Source organism: Pseudomonas sp. IT-P294, assembly GCF_949767865.1.
In the GTDB taxonomy this organism is placed as follows: domain Bacteria; phylum Pseudomonadota; class Gammaproteobacteria; order Pseudomonadales; family Pseudomonadaceae; genus Aquipseudomonas.
This window is the reverse complement of record NZ_CATKQW010000009.1, coordinates 58,317-77,585: the sequence shown is the minus strand read 5'-3', so window position 1 is coordinate 77,585 and position 19,269 is coordinate 58,317. Positions and strand designations below refer to the sequence as shown.

Here is a 19,269-nt window from a genome sequence, read left to right as displayed (position 1 = left end):
CTCAATAGGAGTAGGTCAGGCGCGCGAACACGCCTTCAGCGTTGTCTTCGCCCAGCACCTTCACACGGTATTGCAGGGAGAAATCCACGTAGGAGCGGGGCGCGTTGTACGCGTCTTCGCGGAACCAGTAGCGCACGTTGTTGCCCACGCCAATGCCGCCGGCCTTGCCGGACGATGTGTGGTCGCTGCCGTCGGCGCCGGTCTCGCTGTTCATCTTCGAGTCGTAGTCGAACGCGGCCACCACATGCGGGAACGTCACCCAGCGCGAGCCCGCGCCGCCGATGGCGTAGCTGCGACCCACCTGCCATTCGCTGTTGAAGTAGTTGCGCGAGGCGTTGACGTAATGACCGCCTTCGGCGTACAGCTGCGAGGTCCACCAGCTGTCAGTATCGACCCGCAGGTCGGTGCCGATGCTGGAGCCATAACCCAGGCGCAGCAACCAGTCACCGTCGACATTCGAGGAGCCCAAGGGGAAGGTGCGCTCGACGGCGGCCATCACGTTCAGTGAGGTGAACGGTTTGACCCGCACGCCCACGGCGCCTTGCAGCGCATCGACACCGGTATCCGAATCGCTGTTCTTGCTCCACAACGTGTCGGTGACGCGACCGTAGAGTTCGACAAAACGCGCGTTGCGGTAGCCCAGGGGACGCCAGGACAGTTCGGTGCTGTTTTGCACGCTGTCATTGCTGGTACTGCCACTGCCGCCGCTCGGGGCAGAACTCAGGCCGCTGCTGGTGCTGTTGCCGCGATAGCTGGTGGTGTTGGTCAAGCCCCAGGTGCGCGACACATCGGCCACCGCGCGACGGGTGTCGAACAGCTGCTGTGGGGTCAGGTCCAGATCGCCGGCATTGGTCGAATCGATGACGCGCTTGAAGTAGGTGACGGCTTGTTCGTCGTCATTGACCCGCATCGCGTTGTAGGCCGCATCCTGAGTGGCTGTCGGCGTGAGTCGGGTCTGGGCGTCGGCCTTGCGGAACGACTCATGGGCGCTGTCATCGTCGCCGGCCTGGACCGACAAGTAAGCGATTTGCAGGTCGCTCATCGATTCGAGTTCACCGGTGTCCCGCGCTTGTTGCAGCCGTTCGCGCGCGGTTCGGCGCTGGCCGATGGCGGCATACAGGCTGGCTTCTTCGTAGGCGGGCAGGCTGCCCAGTGCCAAGGCTTGTGTGAAGTCCTGGCGAGCCCCGGCATCGTCACCCGCTTGCTGACGCAGACGGCCGCGTTGGGCCAGCAGTCGCGCGTCGTCGCCGGTGATCTTGAGGCCTTCGCCGGCCGCCGCGATGGCTTCGGGCACACGTTTCTGGTCACTCAAGGCGCTGACCAGCAAGCGGCGGTACGCCGGATTCTGCGGCGCACGGGCAATGGCCTGGTTCGCTAGGGCCGCTGCCGTCGATGGGTCTTTGCGGGCCAGGGCTGCGTAAGCCTGGGTCGCCATGTCCGTGCCGCCGTCGCGCTGGTTGCCCGGCCAGATATCACAGACCAGGCCGAAGGCCGTTTCCTGACAGTTCAAGGCCGGGGCAGGGAAGCGCGCGCTGACATTCGCACCGTTGTTTTTCTGGCGCAACGCCATACGGGCGGCGGTGCGTCGACGGGCCACTTCGCCGCCTTCATCGTCGGCCAGCGGTTGCAAGTGATCGAGTGCTTGCTGAGGCTCGCCATGCGCCAGTGCGGCGTCGGCGGCGAAGAAACGAATGTCGCGGGTTTCGGTTTCCAGCAAGCCGTCGATGGCCAGGGCGTGATTGAGGTCCGCCTGAGCGGCCTGGGTCTTGCCCTGACGATCCAGGGCATAGCTGCGCAGAATCCACGGAGCGATTTCCCCATCGTCCTGGGCCAAGGCGCCGGACGCGGCCTGTTCGGCGCCCCGGTAATCGTTGGCAGCCAGCAGGGCACTGATCAGCAGTTGCTGGTTGGCGCCGATTTCCGGCGCCCAGGCGACGGCTTTTTGCGCCCGGTCCACGGCCAGCGGTACTTGGCCTTGTTCCAGGGCGCGATAGCCTTCAACCGCCAGCGGTGCGGCAAGTTGACGACGAATCGCTTCGCGACGCATCAGCAACGTATCGTCATTGGGGAAGACGGCCAAGGCTTGGGTGGTGGCTTGATCGGCGTCCTGCAGATGTTGCTGGCGCTGCAAGGATTCGATCAACAGCAGTCGATAATCCATACGTTTGGGCGCTTGAGCGATGGCTTTGCGTGCCGCAATAGCCGCCGTGCCGAAGTCATCGCGATCATAGGCCTTGAAGGCCTGGGCCGCGGCACCGAAACCCGGAGCCTGGCGTGATGGCGAGTAGCTTTTGGGATGGTCACGCAGGTCCTTGTCGCGTTGAGCCAGCGCAATCAGCGTATTCAATCGAGTGATGTCGGCGCGCTGGCGCAGTGCTTCGCGGGCCTTGGCGATGGCCAGGTCGTAGTCTTTGCGTTCGTAGGCGCTGTAGGCCTCGTTGGCGGTGACATAGGCCGGGCCGGTCAATGGCAGCGGCAGGTTTTCGGCAAGGGCCAGCGCAGGTATCAGGCTCAGCCCCGTGGCCATGAGGGTCAACAAGGGGCGATTCATGCCGGAAGCTCCGCAGGGTAGTGGCTGTGCTGACGTGCCACGGCCTTTTCGATGATTTCGCGGGGCAGCACGCCGCTGTCGACCAGATAGTCGCCGATGCGTCCGTGACGTTGCGGGCGGTACTGCAACATGGCGCGATCGAACACCTCGCGATCCAGCAGGCCCATCTCGATCAGCAGGTCGCCCAACAGCGGCGCACGGGCATCCGGTACGGCCTGGCCGTCGCGCACATTCAGTTGACGCAATTGCGCAACGATTTCACTTTCCCGGGCGATCAGTTGCACCGGCTCACTGCCCAGCTCATCGCTGATCTGTTGCAGACCTTCGGCCGGCAGCGGACTGGCCACGGCGATTTGCGCCAGGCCGTCTGCGTTCAGGCCAAGCGGCACCACGCGCCAGCGCAGGGCGAATTCATCGTCGAGCGTCTGGTTGGCATCCTGTGCCTTGTTCGCCAGATCGAACACGCGCGGCAGGTCGTTCTGGAAAGCGATGGCTTCAGCCAGGGTCTCGTCGTCCAGCCAGCCGTTGCTGAGCAAAATACGGCCCAAAGGCATGTGCCGGGTTTTCTGTTCGGTGAGGGCGCTTTGCAGGTCGGTTTCGTTGATCGCCTGCCAGGACAGCAACACGCTGCCCAGCTTGCGCGGTGCGACAGCGACCAGGTCGGTGGACGGGAAGTCGTGCATGGTCTTGTCCCACACCAACTTGCGGTTCATGACCTTGCCGACCAGGAACATACGCCAGGCCCGGGAGGCGGCCATGAAGTTGACGAAGTTGCCGACAACCATGCGCGGGATGGACAGCAAACCATGCTGCCAGCCGTAGAGCACGGTGGTGAAGTAGCAGCGGTGGGCGATACGCCAGGCCAATGCGGCACCGTTGGCCAGCAACAGGTATTTGATGAAGCCGTTGGTTTCGAAAGGGGTCGGGAAACTCACGTCCCACAGACCGCTGTGACGCAGGATGATCAACGCCAGCAGCTGCACCAGAATCACATAAGCGATGATGCTGACGAACGCCGTCACCACGCCTTTGCGGTCACGAAACAGCAGATAACGGTTGGCCAGCGAGCCGTTCCAGCCCATTTGCTCCCAGCCTTGCAGGCCGATGCCAAGGGTCCAGCGAGCTTTCTGGCGGAACGCGGTGCGGAAGGTGTCGGGAAAGAATTCACGCACACACAACGGCATTGTAAGGGTCGATTCGTACGGCTTGCGGAACCACGATTTGCGCAGCACGCGAAACTTGACCGGGAAGCGCACGAAGATCGCATTCATGCCGACCTTGGCCAGGCGTGCGCCGACATCGTAGTCCTCGGTGAGACTGTCGGTGTTGAACGGCTGGTTCTGGGTTTCCCCGGCCAGCACGCGCAACGCACGGTGTGAAAAGCACGTGCCGACGCCGGCAGACGGCACCGTGTCGGTCATGCTTTCACGCACCACCAGGTCCTTGCCGTGCCATTCGGCGAACTCGTCCATGTAGGTGCCGGCAACCCATTCGTACCAGTTGCGCTCCAGCGAAACCACAGGCAACTGAATCATGTCCTTGCGCGGCAGCAAGTAGTTGAACAGGCGCAATTCCATTGGGTGCAGCACGTCTTCGCTGTCGTGCAACACGACGCCGGCGAAGGTTATGCCGTGGGTTTTCTCGTGCAGGAAAATCGCCTGGATCACCCAGTTCAGGCAGTCGGCCTTGCAGGTCGGCCCGGCATGCGGGACTTCCACGCGATGCAACTGCTTGTAGCGTCGACGCATGCGCTCCACTTCATCAATGGTGCGCTGGTCGTTGATGTAGGTGCCGACGAAGACCACATAGTTCTGGTAATCGAGGGTCGACACCATGTTCTCGATCATCGGCGCGATGACGTCGTATTCCAGCCACGCCGGGACCATGATTGCCAGGGGTTGTTCGTCCCTGGCCATCAGTTGCTCGGCGGTCAGCGGTCGGTACTTGCGGCCCACGGTGAACTTGCGAAACAGGCGGCGAGACCAGTACCACAGGTCAATGAACAGATCGTCAACCCCGGAGATCAGGATCAATACCGCGACCACAATGGTCGAGAACTCCAGGAAACTGTAGTAGTGGGCCAGCCAGTAGGGCCAATAAAGCGACGTCATCGAAGGGTACCGTTATTGACGATTGCGACGGGCGTTACGGCCAGCCAACAACAGGATGAGGACCAACAGAATGCCGCCGGGAATCAGCCACAGCAGCGACGGCGTGCGCCAGGCATCCAGGCCTTTGGGTTCTTCGTTGTCGATCAGTTGGCTGCCGCTTGGATCCTGGGTGTCGAAGGTGGTCAGTGTGCCGTTGTCACCGAGGATGGCGACGTCGCCGCGGTTCAGCAGAACCTGCTTGGCGAAGCGTGGCGCGTCGGCTCCCAGGGTGCGATAGACCAGACCGTGCTGGCTGCCGGCATCGACCACTTGCAACGAGGCCAGGTGGTTGAGGGGATGCACGTCCAGCAGCAGTTGATCCTTGTGATTGACGCGCAGGCGACCCTGGTCATCGACCAGCACCGACTCTTTGCTGTCCTTGATCGGCAGCTCGAAGGCCAGGAAAGGCTTGTCCGGCGTGACCGAGTTTTTCGGGTCGGCGCTGACATTCAGATGTGCTCGCAGCGGCGAAACACCGGCGGCGTCGGCGACCGAAATCACCTGCGGCAAACTGCTTGCCGGGTGATCGAGGTAGGCTTGTGGCACGAGGATTTGCGTGTCCATGGCAAAGCGCGCAGCCATGCCGGAGAAGTCATCACCCAGCGTGGTTTTTTCCAGCACGATATGGCTGGTCGGCAATACCGAGACCGGGAACGCCTGCGGCGTTTCCAGGCAGCGATCGCTGACAGGCTGGCGCTGGAACGACACGCGCAACACGTTGGTCGCGCCCAAGGCGTAACGCGGGATGCGCGCTTCGATGCGTTGCTTTTCACCGTTGGCCACCAGCTGTTGCGCGCCAATCAGGTAATCGTTGAGAAACAGCGAGGCCACCGGATCGGTGTCCGAGGCGCCGGGAGCGGCGGACACGTCGATCACTGCTTTCACCGGCAGGCGACCGTCGTAGGCCACGCTGCCCAGCGGGAACGAGGTGCTCCAGTCGGACTTGGCCAGCACGTCGATGGCGCCGGGGCTGCCGCCAAGACGCGACAAGGCCACGCGGCCATCGGCGCTCAGTGGCAACTGGGCTTCGCTGACCGTCAATTGACGGCTGCGGGCCAGGGAGTTCCAGGCCGAACTGAACAAGGCCAAGGCCTTGCCGGTCGCTTGCGGCGCGATCATCAGCACCGGACGTGTGCCCAGCAGCGCGAGGCGTACGTTGTCCGTGCCGGTGGCGGCCAGGCCTGCATTGATGTGCTGTGCACGCCATTGTGTGAAAGCGGTGACGGCGGAGGCGTCGAGGCCTTGAATCTGGCTTTGCAAGGCGTCGAGGCTGTCATTGACGGCCTTGAGCAGTTGCGGGTCGTTGATCGCCAGGTCAGCCTGGACGTTCGGGGTCTGGCCCAACATCAGCAGCGCGCCGATTTGTGCCGGGTTCGCCAGGACCTGCGAGCCTTTGCCGTTCAGGCTGGCAAAGGCCGGGATCGACAGCAGCTCGGCCGGGATGTGCAGGCCGCTCAAGTCAACGTTGTCCTGGAGTGCCGGGAAGGGCAGGATGCGGGCGTGCTTGCCGATTCGCTCCAGCGCCACACCAAGGCGCCAGGCGGCGTCGTAGCTTTCAGCGGACACAGTGCCCGGCGCAACCATGATCCCCGGTTTGCCAGGCAATGCGGTCCAGGCAGCACCGACGTCCTGCAAAAGACTGGCGTCGTAGCTATAAGTGAGGCGGGTGTCCGGTTCGATGCGCAATACGTTGCCGATGGCGCGTTGGTCTTCACACAACACGCGCGACACGACCGATGACCAGGCGATGCCCAGGCGTACCGAGCCGCTGTCGCGCGCTTTCTTGTCCACGCCCAGTATCGCGCTGGCATTGCCCTGAGGTTCGCTGAGCCCTTGCGCGCTCACCGGATAGCCATCCAGCGACAGCATCAAGGTGTTGCGGCCGCCTTCGCCATTGAGGTAGCTGGCGTCGAAATTGAGCGATGCATCCGTCAGCGGCACGCCTGCCGGCACCGGCAGATACAGTTCACGTCGCGAATCGGTGGAACCGAGGATGATCGGTGCGTCGATCCCCAGATCGCTCAAGCGGATCTCACGCTCTTGTCGGGTATCGGCATTGAGCCGGTTGATCGCCTGGGTGAGCGGGCTGTCCGCGGCCAAGGCAAAGGTCGGCATGAGCGCGAGCAGGCTCACGCCACAGGCGAGGGCGCTGAGCGCACCCGTATGGATGGCAACGGAAGACTTCATTCAGGTAGATCTCGAGCTGATAAGGGGAGAAGTGATTTGGGTTACTGAGCGGTGAAAGCCGGGTGATTTTTCTCGGCCACCGGCACCCCTGACGGCAAGTGCAGGAATTTTGGCAAAGGGCTGGCGACGATGAACTCATCGACTGGACGGCCCATCAGTGCGTCGACAATGCGCGAACTGGCCAGGCCATCGCCGTAAGGGTTGGCCGCCAGGGAACAGCGACGCCACAGCAAGTCGTCATCGAACAGTGCGTTGACGCCCTCGATGATCGAGTCCGGCGAGGTGCCGACCAGCCGCACGGTGCCCGCGGCGACAGCTTCAGGTCGCTCGGTCACATCGCGCATGACCAGTACGGGTTTGCCCAGCGACGGCGCTTCTTCCTGCACGCCACCGGAGTCGGTCAGGATCACGTGTGCCCGTTGCATCAGGCGCACGAAGGCCAGGTAGTCCAGCGGCTGGATCAGGTGCACGTTGGGCAGGCCGCCCAGGTGTTCGGTGACCGGGCCCATGACATTGGGGTTCAAGTGCACCGGATAGACGATCTGGATGTCGGCACGCCGAGCCAGATAGCTCAGGGCCTTGCAGATATCGAGGAAGCCTTCGCCGAAGTTCTCCCGACGATGCCCGGTCACCAGCAGGACCTTGCGGCCGCTCTGCAGGAACGAGAATTGCTGGTCCAGGCTGGCACGCAGGTCAGCGTCCCGTTCGATGCGCTGTGCGGTCATCTGCAACGCGTCGATCACCGTATTGCCGGTCACGAACGTGCGCCCTTGCAGGCGTTCGTCGAGCAGGTTCTGCCGTGATTCGTGAGTCGGCGCAAACAGCATGTCCGCACCGAGGTCGATGCAGCGGCGGTTCATTTCTTCCGGCCACGGGCTGTAGATATCACCGGTGCGCAAACCGGCTTCGACATGGCCGACCGGGATGCGGCGATGGAACGCGGCCATCGCGGCGACCATGGCCGAGGTGGTATCGCCATGCACCAGCACCCGATCCGGGCACGTCGAGTCCAGCACTGGGTCAATCGCCGCGTAGAGCGCCGCTGTCAGCGAGTTGAGCGTCTGCTTCGGCGTCATCACATCGAGGGTGTAATCGGCTTTCAGGTCGAACAGATCCAGCACCTGTTTAAGCATGCTTTGGTGTTGGCCAGTGATGCAGATCTGCGAATCAATGCCAGGTTCTGCAGCGAGGGCTTTGACCAAAGGCGCCATCTTGATGGCTTCTGGACGGGTACCGAAAATCGATAGGATTTTAATCCTGGATTGATGACGAGCGATGATGCCCTTCCTCGCGCAGTTTTATGCGCAGCACAATAGCTGGCTCGAGTTTTATTAAAACTTGAACAAGCTGGCGTTGTATGGGGGTTAGTTGAAACCGGAATAGTCAGCTTGAGGGCTGATGTTCACTTCATGTGAGAAGGGTATGACGCCTTAAGAACCCGGTGGCGGGCGGATTATTAGCAGCTATGGTCAATATTTAAAAGTGTTATATGCACTATTTTATTTAATAAATAAGTTTGAAACTTTTTATATTTGCGCCCGGTCTGTGTTGGTTTTGCTAATTTTCGATGCGGTCTCGTAGAGTCGGTATTATTTCGTTAATTCGTTGTTTTTAAACGATTTTATTTATTTTGTGTCCGTTCGTCAGTTCTGCTGAATTAATCATTAATGGCTGTGGTCGCGGTTTTCGGTCTCAGTGGCTTAAGTTTCTGGTGTGGCGATTGATGTGGCTACTTTAATGACGCCTGAATATTGTCAGGCGCTATTGATCAGTTGGCGTCAACTAACGCGCACTAGTGATAGTGTACGTTCACTTGTCAAAATAGACGTTGTTCAATAACGTTCCAGTGACGATCGGTCAGTCCGTTTCAATCCCGGGCTCATTCCTGTTCTTCCAAATGATCAATGTGTTTGAAACGCTCCACCAGAAAATCGATCAGGCTGCGCACCCGCGCCGACAAGTGCAATTGTTGCGGGTAGACGGCATAGACATCGGCGCGGGTGGGGGTTTGATCCTCCAGCACCAGGCGCAGGCGACCGCTGCGTACATAGCGAGCGATGTCCCATTCGGCCCTAAGCAAAATACCGTGGCCTTCCAGCGCCCAGTTCAGGGCCACTTCACCGTCATTGCAGCCCAATGCGCCGCGCACCTTGATGTTTTGCGTGCGCCCGCCGTTGGTAAAACTCCACACGCCGTAGGGCGTTTCGTTTTGCCGCAGGAAGATGCAGTTGTGTTGCTGTAGATCCGTGAGGCGTTGGGGTACGCCGTGCTCTTCCAGATATAGCGGCGAGGCGCAGAGCAGGCGGCGATTGGAGGCGATCTTGCGCGCATGGAAAGCGGCATCGGGCAGGGTGCCAAAACGAATGCCCAGATCAAACCCGTGCGTCGCCAGGTCGAGCGGGTGATCGCTGATTTCCAGCTGGATTTCCACCTCAGGGTATTGCGCGAAGAAGGCGCCAAGGGCCGGGCCAATATACCGGCGCCCGAATCCCAGCGAGGCGTTGACGCGGATCAGCCCTTTGGGCGTTGCCCGGCTGCTGCTGATCAACTGCTCGACCTCATCGATCTGCGTCAGGATGCGCGCGGCATGGGAAAAATACAGCTCGCCTTCCGAGGTCAGGCTCATCGAGCGCGTGGTGCGGTTGACCAGGCGAATGCCCAGCCGGGCTTCCAGTGCGCTCAGGCGTTTGCTCACCGCCGGGGGAGTGACGCCAAGTTCCCGTGCCGTCGCTGCGAGGCTGCCTTTATTGGCCAGCAGGTAGAAAAACGACAAATCCAGGGTCTGGCTCATTCGTAACCTGTATTCATGTATGTAGTGATTTTGAGTAACTCACACTCATTTGTTCACTACATATACTCCGCTCACACCCTGATTGAACAGCCCGTTCAACAGGCAAAACAAGAACGTGACGAGAGTGGAATCAACCATGAGCGCATACAAAATTGCTGCGGTTCCAGGTGATGGCATCGGTGTTGAAGTGATCAGCGCAGGCGTCGAGGTGCTGCAAACGTTGTCGAAGCAATCGTGCTTCGAACTGGCCTTCAAGCACTTCGACTGGAACTCGGACAATTACCTGAAAAACGGTTTCTACATCCCCGAGGGTGGGCTGGAAGAACTGAAAACTTTCGATGCGATTTTCTTTGGCGCGGTCGGTGCGCTCAAAGTGCCGGATCACATTTCCCTGTGGGGCCTGCGCCTGCCGATCTGCCAGGGCTTCGATCAATACGCCAATGTGCGGCCGGCGCGCGTACTGCCTGGGGTCAAGAGCCCGCTGCTCAACGGCGATCAGATCGACTGGGTGGTGGTGCGTGAAAACTCCGAGGGCGAATACTCCGGCAACGGCGGTCGCGTTCACCGAGGCCTGCCTGAAGAGGTCGCCACCGAAGTGTCGGTGTTCACCCGTGCCGGGGTCGAACGCATTCACCGCTTTGCCTTTGAGCTGGCCCGAAGCCGTCCGCGCAAGCACCTGACCATGGTCACCAAATCCAACGCCCAGCGACACGGCATGGTGTTGTGGGATGAGATCTTCTACGAAGTCGCCAAGGACTTCCCTGACGTCAGGATCGACAAGGAACTGGTCGACGCCGTGACTACGCGCATGGTGCTCAAACCGTCGACCCTGGACGTGATCGTCGCCACCAACCTGCACGCCGACATTCTGTCCGACCTGGCCGCGGCGTTGTCCGGCAGCCTGGGCATCGCGCCGACGGCCAACCTCAACCCGTCGCGCAAATTCCCCTCGATGTTCGAACCGATCCACGGTTCGGCCTTCGACATCACCGGCAAAGGCGTGGCCAACCCGATCGCGACGTTCTGGACTGCAGCGATGATGCTCGAACACCTGGGTGAAGTGGCTGCCGCAAAACACCTGATGTCGGCCATCGAGGCCGTCACCGAGAGCGGTCTGCACACTCCGGACCTGGGCGGCACGGCCACTACCCGGCAGATCACTGATGCGGTGATCGAGCTGATCAAGCGCTGATTCAAGTCGTACTGCGGCACAACGCCAAGGGGCCGGTCACTGCATGCGCTCCCTTGGCATTTCCTGACAACAATAAAAAATCAGGGCCCTGTCATGAAAAGCATATTCGGCAAACTCTACGTTCAAGTCCTCATCGCCGTCATCCTTGGCGCCATCGTCGGGGTGTTCATTCCTGAAACCGCAACCGCGCTCAAACCCTTGGGCGATGCATTTATCAAACTGATCAAGATGCTCCTCGCGCCAGTGATTTTCCTCACCGTGGTCACGGGCATCGCCCGCATGGAGAGCATGAAAGAGCTGGGCCGTGTGGGCTTTCGGGCGCTGCTGTATTTTGAAGTGGTGTCCACGCTGGCGTTGATCGTCGGCCTGGTGGTGGTTGATGTGTTCAAGCCCGGCGCCGGCATGAACATCGATGTCGCCACGCTGGACACTTCAAGCCTGGCCACCTACACCACGGCGGTGAAACACACCTCGTTCATGGACTTCGTCATGAACATCATCCCCGACACCATCGTCGATGCCTTCGCCAAGGGCAACGTGCTGCAAATCCTGCTGTTTTCGATCCTGCTCGGCATTGCGCTGGCGCATGTGGGGCCGCGGGCAAAAGTGTTCGTCGACACGCTGGATAGCCTGATGCAGGGGATGTTCCGCATCGTCAACATGGTGATGCGCCTGGCGCCGATCGGTGCCTTCGGTGCCATCGCGTTCACCATTGGAAAATACGGTTTCGGTTCGTTGTTCTCGCTCGGCAAACTCATGGCCTGCGTCTATCTGACCTGCGCCGTGTTCGTGATCTTCGTGCTGGGGCCGATCTGTCGCTACAGCGGTTTCAGCCTGTGGAAGTTCCTGAAGTTCATCAAGGAAGAACTGTTCACCGTGCTGGGCACCAGCTCTTCGGAATCGGTGCTGCCGCAGATGATTTCCAAGATGGAAAAGGCCGGCGTCTCCAAGCCCGTGGCGGGGATGATCATTCCCTCGGGCTTGACCTTTAACCCGGACGGTCAGGCGATCTACTACACCATCGCCGCGATCTTCATCGCCCAGGCCACCAACACGCCGCTGACCCTGACGGATCAGTTGATCGTCCTGGCGGTGCTGATGTTCACCTCCAAAGGTTCTGCCGGTGTGACCGGTTCGGGGTTCATCATTCTGGCGGCGACGTTGTCGTCACTGGGCACCATTCCGGTGGCGGGCATGGTGTTGCTGTTGGGCGTTGACCGATTCATGTCGGAAGCGCGGGCGATCACCAACACCATCGGCAACGGCGTCGGCACCCTGGCCATTGCCAAATGGGTCGGCGCACTGGACACCGTGAAGATGAACAAGGCGCTGAACGGGGAGGTGGTCGACGAGGAGACATCTGAGACGGTTCAGGCGGGCCTCGGCGCATTGACGTCTTCGACGGCGCCCCGGTTGCCTGGCTTCAAGAGCGTTTCTCAGGGGTAAACGCTACGTCGTCTGGCTGGCTGCCTCCAGGTTACTCAGCAGCCAGTCGACGAAGCTGCGCGCCAGCGGATTGTTTTCGCTGTCGCGATGGGTCAACAAGGCCCAGTTCGGCCCGCGAATGGTGTCCTCCACCAAGGGCTGCAACAGGCCGCTGGCGCGCGCTGGCTGGCTCAGCAATTGACTGACCAGCGCGATGCCGAGTCCTGCGCATGCTGCGTCCAGCAACAGGCCGGGGTCGGAGAAATTCAGGCCCTGATCCTTCTGGCCGACATCGATCCCGGCCTCCACGGCCCAATGACTCCAGTCCATTTCCCGTTCGCCATGAAGCGTGGTGCGTTGCTCGGCGGGCAGCGCCAACAGATTCGGGTGGCACGCCGGGTAGAGGCGGTCGGCGTGCAGCACCTTGAAGCTGCACTCGGCCTGGGAGCTGATGTCGTCGCGCACGGCGAGGTCGATGGTCTGGGTGGTCATGTCCGGCACTTCATCGGTGCTGAAAATCCACAGGTCGACCTCCGGGTGCTGCCGGCGAAAATCCCCCAGGCGTGGCAGCAGCCAATGACGGGCAAACGTCGGTGTGGTGTTGAGCACCAGTTGGTTGGGTTTCTGATATTGCCCGAGGCGGCGGATGCCGACCGCCAATTGCTGCAATAACGCCTGGGTGGTGCTGAGCAAATCGTGGCCGGCATCGGTCAGGCTGACGCTGCGCCCACTGCGAAAAAACAGCGGCTGCTCCAGGTATGCCTCAAGCGTTCGAATCTGCTGACTGATGGCCGATTGCGTCAGGTGCAATTCGTCGGCCGCCTTGTGAAAACTGCCCAGGCGGGCGGCGGCTTCAAAGCCGCGAAGGGTGCTGAGCGGGGGCCAGTGCTTGAGCATATTGATAAGTTCCTCTAATCACTTTTCTGCAAAATCCATCGTTTGTTGGCCCGTTTTTACAGCCGTAGCATGCATGCCAAGACCGCCAAGGCAGTTTTGTTGAACACAATGGCTTAACTATGGGGCTTTTTATCATGCAGCAGAACCAACTTCAAAACAGCGGCTGGTGGATGCCGGCCGAGTGGGTGAAACACGCCGCGACCTGGATGGTCTGGCCGCACAACCTGGCACTCTGGGAGTCGGGTTGGGGCGTTACCTTGCCGTTGGTGCAAGAAGATTTCGCCCGGGTCGCCAACGCCATTGCCCGATTCGAACCGGTGAAAATGGTGGTCGATCCGTCTGCAGTCGCCCGTGCCAAAGCGCTGTGCGGGCCCAACATTGAATTGATCGAAATGGCGGTTAATGACAGTTGGTGCCGAGACTCAGGCCCAAGCTTCGTCTGCCACCCGCAACACGGGATGGCCGGGGTGAGTTGGCGCTTCAATGCCTGGGGCGGCAAGTCGGCGCACGACCTGGATGAGAGCCTGGCACGCCGCGCCCTCAATCATTTGGGGGTGCAGTGCTTCGGCACACCGTTGAGCAATGAAGGCGGCGCGATTCATGTCGACGGCGAGGGCACGCTGATCACCACCGAATCGGTGCTGCTCAATCCCAATCGAAATCCGGGCATGACCAAGGCCGATATCGAGGAGATCTTCACCCGTCTGCTGGGCGTGAAGAAAACCATCTGGCTGCCGGGTGATCCCGACTACGTGACCGGCGACATGACCGATGGCCACGTCGATGGCGTCTGTGCGTTCGCTCGTCCCGGCGTGCTGCTGGTGGACGCCACCCACGACACGCAATCGGTGTATGCCGAGGTCGCTCGGGAAAACCGTCGTGCGCTGGAGCTGGCCACCGATGCCAACGGCCGACGGTTCGAGTTGATCGAGTTGTATGAAGCCACCGAGGCCGTGGACACCGATGCCGAAGTGTTCTGTGCCTCGTACACCAATTTCTACATCGCCAATAACGCGATCATCATGCCGGCCTACGGCATCGATGCCGACCACGCGGCGGCCGACGTGTTGACTCACGCCTTCCCGGGGCGCGAGGTGGTGCCGGTGCGGATCAACCATCTGGCGCATGGCGGCGGCGGGGTGCATTGCATCACCCAACAACAACCGGCCTGGCCGGTGGAGGGTTGATGCCATGACGTTGCTGACGATTGCCACCACGCAGATGCCTTGCACCTGGGATTTACCGCACAACCTCGATCAGGCCGAACAGTTGGTCCGGGAGGCGGCCGGGAAGGGCGCCCAGGTCATCCTGTTGCAAGAGCTGTTCGCCACACCGTATTTCTGCATCGAACAAAGCCACAAGCACCTGGCGCTGGCCGAAGAATATCGAGACAGCCTGGTGCTCAAGCGCTTTGCCGCCCTGGCCAAAGAGTTGGGGGTGGTGTTGCCATTGAGCTGGTTCGAGAAAGCCGGCAATGCCTACTTCAATTCCCTGAGCGTGGCGGATGCCGACGGGCGTTTGCTGGGGGTGTATCGCAAGACCCATATCCCCAACGCCATTGGCTATCAGGAGAAGGAATACTTCAGCCCCGGCGATACCGGGTTCCGCGTTTGGGACACCGCATTCGGGCGTCTTGGCGTGGGCATCTGCTGGGATCAGTGGTTCCCCGAAACCGCCCGTTGCCTGGCGCTGATGGGGGCCGAAGTCTTGCTGTTTCCCACCGCCATCGGTTCCGAACCGGGCTGCGCCACGCTGGATTCGCGCGATCATTGGCAGATGACCATGCGCGGTCACGCCGCCGCGAACATCCTGCCGGTGGTGGCGGCCAATCGTGTTGGTCGTGAGGTGGCAACCACCGATCCAGACTTGCAGATGAGCTTCTACGGCTCGTCATTCATCTGCAATCACAAGGGCAAGCTGCTCGCCGAAGCCGACCGGGACAGCAGCGGGGTACTGGTCCACAGCCTGGACCTGGCCGCGATTCGCGAAGAACGCCTGAGCTGGGGCATCTACCGTGACCGCCGGCCGGACATGTACGGCGCGCTGTTGAGTCAGGACGGTAGCCACCCCCACTCACGCTGGAACACTCAAGGAGTTTGACATGCGCATTCCCCACACGCTGTTGCTCGCCGCCTTGGGTCTGGCACTCGCCTCGCCATCGCTGCGCGCTGAAGAGAAAACCCTGCGGCTGTACAACTGGGCCGATTATTTTGCCGAAGACACACTCGCTCAATTCACCGCCGAAACCGGGATCAAGGTGATCTACGACGTCATGGATGGCAGCGAGACATTGGAAGCCAAGATGCTCGCCGGCGGCAGTGGTTATGATCTGATCTTCCCTGGCGACACGGTTGCCGAGCGCCTGATGCGCGCCGGTAGCCTGTTGCCGCTGGACCGCTCCAGGCTCACCGCCCTGAATGACGTCGAGTCCGGTTTGCAGAAGCTGCGCGCGCAGTATGAGCATTCGAGCCAAGCGACTGTGCCCTACACCTGGGGCACCATCGGCCTGACCTACAATGCCGAACAAATCAAACAACGCTCGCCGGATGCGCCGGTCAACAGCCTCGACATGCTGTTCAAGCCGGAACTGGCCGCCAAATTTGCCGACTGCGGCATTTCGATGATCGACTCGCCAGACGAAGTGCTGGCAGTGGTGCTTAATTACCTAGGTCGTGAACCGCGCAGCGCCAAGCCGCAGGACCTGGCGGCAGCGAGTGAATTGCTGATGAAATTGCGGCCGTACATCCGCAAGTTCCAGTCGCAGCCGGTGACCGATCTGGTGAACGGCAACCTGTGCCTGTCCCTCGGCTACAGTGGCGACATGACCCAGGCGCAACGCACGTCGGACAGCGCCGGCAAGAGCACCCGATTCGAATACCGTATCCCCCGTGAAGGCACCACGGTGTGGATGGACACCATGGCCATTCCGGTCGACGCCAAACACCCGGAATACGCCTACGCGTTCATCAACTTCGTCATGCGCCCGCAGAACATGGCCGCCATCAGCAATTTCACCGGCTACCCGACCTCCAACGCCAAGGCGCGGCCGAGCGTCGATGCGACGATGCGCAACAACCCGGACATCTACCTCGATGAGGCCACCTATGCACGGCTGATTCCGGGCAAGGACATTCCCCAGGCCGACATGCGGGCGCGCATGCGCACCTGGACCAAGTTCAAGACGGCCACCGCGAAATGAGTGCTTCAAACAGGGGTCAATACATGCCGACGCGTCGGGATTTCATCAAACAGGTAACCGCCATTGCCGGTCTCGGTGCCGCTGCTTCCATCGGCTTCAGCGTTGCGCCTGTGCAAGCAGCGACTCAGGGTCGCTGGTACATGCCGGATGAGGGCGACAGACACCAGCGGGCCTTCATCGCCTTTGGCGCACAGGAGGCTATCTGGGCCGATTTCACCGCCGACGTTCAAGCGGCCATCGGCCTGATCGCCCGCACTATCGCCCGCTATGAACCGGTCACTGTGTTCTGTCGCCAGCGCGAGCGCGCGCTGGCCGAAGAACATTGCGGCACGCGTAACATCAGCTACGTCAGCACCGAACTCGACGACATCTGGATGCGCGATATCGGCGCCAACTTTGTCATCGATGGGCAAGGGGGGCTCGGCGCCGTGGATTTCAACTTCAACGGTTGGGGCAACAAGCAGCAGCATGACAAGGACGCGCACCTGGCGGCCAAGGTGGGCGACTCGGCGGATGCCCGTTACCTGCGCAGCGAATTGGTGGGCGAGGGCGGTGGCATCGAAGTCGATGGTCACGGCACCGGGATCATGACCGAGAGCAGCTGGATCAACAGCAACCGCAACCCCGACTGGAGCAAGGCCGACGTCGAGGCCGAACTGAAAGATCGTTTGGGCTTGCGCAAAATCATCTGGTTGCCGGGCATCAAGGGCAAGGACATTACCGATGCCCATGTCGATTTTTACGCCCGCTTCGTCACGCCGGGCGTTGTCGTCGCCAACCTCGACACCGACCCCGCCTCATACGACCGTAAAGTGACGCTGGCGCATTTGGACATTCTTGAAAAAGCCACCGATGCCGACGGCCACACGCTGCAAGTGCACACGCTGTCGCCGCCGCTCAACCCACGCAAAAGCAAGTTCAACCGCAATAATCCGGATTTTGCAGCGGGCTACATCAACTACTTTTTGGTCAACGGTGCGGTGATTGCCCCCGAATTTGGAGACCGGGTGGCGGATGCAAAAGCGTTTGATCTGTTGTCGCAGCTTTACCCTGACCGTGAAGTGGTGCAGCTGAATATCGATGCCATCGCCGCGGGTGGCGGTGGGATTCACTGCGTGACCAGTCACCAGCCGGTGGCCTGATCGGGAGTGAAGCGAAGGCGCAATGCCTTCGCCCTTGCTGCCTATGACGAGGGGCGTTCCGGCCCATAGGGACATTGCGCTGGAGACTGATCTTGTAGGGCGGCTATGATCCATAGCGTCATCAATTGCGACCCACTGTGCGCGCAGCCTGCGTCCCTGGAGGGGCTCATGTCGCCCATCACCACGCGTCTGGCGCTGTTTATTCTTGGCCTGGCGCTTGTCGTGCCAGCCCACGCCAACGACTGTCCCGCTGGCGAGAAACAAGTGTGCCTGGACAGTTGCGTCTGCCTGCCAGACCTGAGCCCGCTGCTCGGCACCCTTTACCAGGTCGCAGCCCCGGCACTGGCGCAGTGGCTGACCCAAGCCCGCGCTGAAGCCGCCAGCGCCGACATCCAGCCCATCCCGCCGCACATCCGAGAGCAACTGCTGCGTTGGTACGACCCCGGCGTCCTTGATGCCGCGCGCTACAAAGTCAGCGATGCCAGCCAATTCACCGCCGCCACCGCGATGCTGCAAAACCCCGATGTCGGCGCTGTGACGCTGATCGACGTCATCCTCTTCCGGGACGCTCAAACCGCAGAACAGAACCTCGCCGTCTGGGCCCACGAACTCAAGCACGTGCAACAGTTTCAGGAATGGGGCGTCGACGGATTTGCCCAGCGCTATACCCAGGATTTCAACGCAGTGGAGGCGCCGGCTTATGCGATACAGGCGCAAGTCAGGCGGTGGGTGCGCGAAGGGGAACATTGAGGCAACGATTCAAAGCGAGGTCGCGATGGCGTTAGCCAAAGACGTCTTTCGACCGGTTGAATCCACAGCCAAAAGCAGCCCTTTACTCGGAAGTAGACGACACCTCTGCGAGGTATCCCATGTACTCCTGCGAGAAGTCCAGGTACGCCCGCACAATGGCAGATGGATGGCGATGTGAGGGGTAGAGCAGGTTGATTTGCTGTTCCGGTAGTGGATGTTCGGGAAGCAGCGCAAGTAACTTCCCTTCCCGGATGGCACTCGCCGCCAAAAATGGCGGAAGCTCCGTTACCACATCACCGATCAACGCCCGGCTGCGCAGGTGCGCATAGTCGTTGGTGGACAGCATCGCCTCAGGTTTGAATGCCACTCCCCCCAGCTGCCATGTCGCATTGGCACTCTGGCTCCAGACCGCACATGGATAACCGCAAAGAGCCTCGACGCTATTGAGGGCACCTAGCCGCTCAATCAATGCCGGACTGGCCACGAGAATGTGACGATAGGTCAGCATGCGGCGGGCGACCATAGTCTCGTGCGCGATCATGCCTACGCGCAGCGCCACATCGACACCATCTTCGATGAGATCGATGCGGCGCTCGGTGGTGTAGACGCTGACCTGGATCTGCGAATAGCGGCGTTGGAAAGCCGACAGCACCTCCCACCACGGTTCAAACGACGGTGGCAATGACAGCCGCAAGCGCCCTTTCAAATGCGCCTGATCACTGATCACGGCCTGTTCGCCTTCAATCATGGCCTCAATGCCACGGCTGGCATGTTCGTACAATCTCGTCCCCGAATCAGTGAGTTTGGTGCCACGTACAGAACGTTCGAGCAGTTGCACCTTCAACTGCTGTTCAAGCTCGCGAATGCGTCGACTCAAGGTGGGTAGCGGAATGTCCAGGCGCTCAGCTGCAGCCGAGAGGCTACCGGTCTGCGCCACGCTGACAAACATCCGGACGGCGTTGAAGTCCATTACAGCTTTCCTCTC

At 60.8% G+C, this 19,269-nt stretch carries 14 protein-coding genes; 7 read left to right on the top strand and 7 right to left on the bottom strand.

What is annotated here, in order from left to right; all coding sequences use genetic code 11:
• Position 1 precedes the first annotated feature (1 nt).
• The 5 genes from ACM6I0_RS07000 to ACM6I0_RS06980 all read right to left on the bottom strand — a co-directional run bounded on the left by ACM6I0_RS07000 (position 2) and on the right by ACM6I0_RS06980 (position 9,679).
• Positions 2-2,551 carry an NfrA family protein gene (locus tag ACM6I0_RS07000; protein ID WP_414921829.1) on the bottom strand — a complete coding sequence of 850 codons (2,550 nt, stop codon included), beginning with the start codon at positions 2,549-2,551 and terminating at the stop codon, positions 2-4.
• Positions 2,548-4,662: a glycosyl transferase family protein gene (locus ACM6I0_RS06995; protein WP_414921828.1), complete on the bottom strand. Its 2,115-nt coding sequence runs from the start codon at positions 4,660-4,662 to the stop codon at positions 2,548-2,550. The genes ACM6I0_RS07000 and ACM6I0_RS06995 overlap by 4 nt, the downstream gene beginning before the upstream one ends.
• Before the next feature lie 12 nt (positions 4,663-4,674).
• Entirely contained in the window at positions 4,675-6,888 is a 2,214-nt protein-coding gene (locus ACM6I0_RS06990) for a hypothetical protein (RefSeq protein WP_414921827.1), read from the bottom strand.
• Positions 6,889-6,929: 41 nt separating this feature from the next.
• Positions 6,930-8,099: a non-hydrolyzing UDP-N-acetylglucosamine 2-epimerase gene (gene wecB, locus ACM6I0_RS06985; RefSeq protein ID WP_414921826.1), complete on the bottom strand. Its 1,170-nt coding sequence runs from the start codon at positions 8,097-8,099 to the stop codon at positions 6,930-6,932.
• 668 nt (positions 8,100-8,767) lie between these two features.
• Positions 8,768-9,679 carry a LysR family transcriptional regulator gene (locus ACM6I0_RS06980; protein WP_285435126.1) on the bottom strand — a complete coding sequence of 304 codons (912 nt, stop codon included), beginning with the start codon at positions 9,677-9,679 and terminating at the stop codon, positions 8,768-8,770.
• 136 nt (positions 9,680-9,815) lie between these two features.
• On the opposite strand from ACM6I0_RS06980, the gene ACM6I0_RS06975 reads away from it, so the two are divergent.
• Both ACM6I0_RS06975 and ACM6I0_RS06970 read left to right on the top strand, forming a co-directional pair.
• Positions 9,816-10,871, top strand: coding sequence for a tartrate dehydrogenase (locus tag ACM6I0_RS06975; protein WP_414921825.1), 1,056 nt, complete (start codon positions 9,816-9,818; stop codon positions 10,869-10,871).
• A 93-nt stretch (positions 10,872-10,964) separates the two neighbouring features.
• A complete protein-coding gene (locus ACM6I0_RS06970; protein ID WP_414921824.1) occupies positions 10,965-12,317 on the top strand; it encodes a dicarboxylate/amino acid:cation symporter in 1,353 nt (450 codons plus the stop codon).
• Between the two features lie 3 nt (positions 12,318-12,320).
• Here ACM6I0_RS06970 and ACM6I0_RS06965 read toward each other — a convergent pair whose 3' ends face one another.
• The gene (locus tag ACM6I0_RS06965; RefSeq protein WP_414921823.1) at positions 12,321-13,193 is read right to left on the bottom strand and encodes a LysR substrate-binding domain-containing protein; all 873 of its coding nucleotides are present in this window, start codon (positions 13,191-13,193) and stop codon (positions 12,321-12,323) included.
• Positions 13,194-13,327: 134 nt separating this feature from the next.
• On the opposite strand from ACM6I0_RS06965, the gene ACM6I0_RS06960 reads away from it, so the two are divergent.
• The 5 genes from ACM6I0_RS06960 (at position 13,328) to ACM6I0_RS06940 (ending at position 18,284) form a co-directional block, all read left to right on the top strand.
• Positions 13,328-14,380 carry an agmatine deiminase family protein gene (locus tag ACM6I0_RS06960; RefSeq protein ID WP_414921822.1) on the top strand — a complete coding sequence of 351 codons (1,053 nt, stop codon included), beginning with the start codon at positions 13,328-13,330 and terminating at the stop codon, positions 14,378-14,380.
• A gap of 4 nt (positions 14,381-14,384) precedes the next feature.
• The gene (gene aguB / locus ACM6I0_RS06955; protein WP_414921821.1) at positions 14,385-15,293 is read left to right on the top strand and encodes an N-carbamoylputrescine amidase; all 909 of its coding nucleotides are present in this window, start codon (positions 14,385-14,387) and stop codon (positions 15,291-15,293) included.
• A 1-nt stretch (position 15,294) separates the two neighbouring features.
• A complete protein-coding gene (locus ACM6I0_RS06950) occupies positions 15,295-16,392 on the top strand; it encodes an extracellular solute-binding protein (RefSeq protein WP_285435119.1) in 1,098 nt (365 codons plus the stop codon).
• 23 nt (positions 16,393-16,415) lie between these two features.
• Complete coding sequence (locus ACM6I0_RS06945; protein WP_285435118.1) at positions 16,416-17,534, top strand: agmatine/peptidylarginine deiminase; 1,119 nt, start codon at positions 16,416-16,418, stop codon at positions 17,532-17,534.
• Between the two features lie 168 nt (positions 17,535-17,702).
• On the top strand, positions 17,703-18,284 hold the full coding sequence (locus ACM6I0_RS06940; protein WP_285435117.1) for an eCIS core domain-containing protein: 582 nt from the start codon (positions 17,703-17,705) through the stop codon (positions 18,282-18,284).
• A gap of 82 nt (positions 18,285-18,366) precedes the next feature.
• Here ACM6I0_RS06940 and ACM6I0_RS06935 read toward each other — a convergent pair whose 3' ends face one another.
• Positions 18,367-19,254, bottom strand: a complete 888-nt coding sequence (locus ACM6I0_RS06935; protein WP_285435116.1) for a LysR family transcriptional regulator — start codon at positions 19,252-19,254, stop codon at positions 18,367-18,369.
• Between the last annotated feature and the right edge of the window lie 15 nt (positions 19,255-19,269).

Bases quoted from the DNA above. Each gene is read 5' to 3' on its own strand.
- ACM6I0_RS07000 (WP_414921829.1), bottom strand. From the start codon at position 2,551: ATGAATCGCCCCTTGTTGACCCTCATGGCCACGGGGCTGAGCCTGATA.
- ACM6I0_RS06995 (WP_414921828.1), bottom strand. From the start codon at position 4,662: ATGACGTCGCTTTATTGGCCCTACTGGCTGGCCCACTACTACAGTTTC.
- ACM6I0_RS06990 (WP_414921827.1), bottom strand. From the start codon at position 6,888: ATGAAGTCTTCCGTTGCCATCCATACGGGTGCGCTCAGCGCCCTCGCC.
- wecB (WP_414921826.1), bottom strand. From the start codon at position 8,099: ATGGCGCCTTTGGTCAAAGCCCTCGCTGCAGAACCTGGCATTGATTCG.
- ACM6I0_RS06980 (WP_285435126.1), bottom strand. From the start codon at position 9,679: ATGAGCCAGACCCTGGATTTGTCGTTTTTCTACCTGCTGGCCAATAAA.
- ACM6I0_RS06975 (WP_414921825.1), top strand. From the start codon at position 9,816: ATGAGCGCATACAAAATTGCTGCGGTTCCAGGTGATGGCATCGGTGTT.
- ACM6I0_RS06970 (WP_414921824.1), top strand. From the start codon at position 10,965: ATGAAAAGCATATTCGGCAAACTCTACGTTCAAGTCCTCATCGCCGTC.
- ACM6I0_RS06965 (WP_414921823.1), bottom strand. From the start codon at position 13,193: ATGCTCAAGCACTGGCCCCCGCTCAGCACCCTTCGCGGCTTTGAAGCC.
- ACM6I0_RS06960 (WP_414921822.1), top strand. From the start codon at position 13,328: ATGCAGCAGAACCAACTTCAAAACAGCGGCTGGTGGATGCCGGCCGAG.
- aguB (WP_414921821.1), top strand. From the start codon at position 14,385: ATGACGTTGCTGACGATTGCCACCACGCAGATGCCTTGCACCTGGGAT.
- ACM6I0_RS06950 (WP_285435119.1), top strand. From the start codon at position 15,295: ATGCGCATTCCCCACACGCTGTTGCTCGCCGCCTTGGGTCTGGCACTC.
- ACM6I0_RS06945 (WP_285435118.1), top strand. From the start codon at position 16,416: ATGCCGACGCGTCGGGATTTCATCAAACAGGTAACCGCCATTGCCGGT.
- ACM6I0_RS06940 (WP_285435117.1), top strand. From the start codon at position 17,703: ATGTCGCCCATCACCACGCGTCTGGCGCTGTTTATTCTTGGCCTGGCG.
- ACM6I0_RS06935 (WP_285435116.1), bottom strand. From the start codon at position 19,254: ATGGACTTCAACGCCGTCCGGATGTTTGTCAGCGTGGCGCAGACCGGT.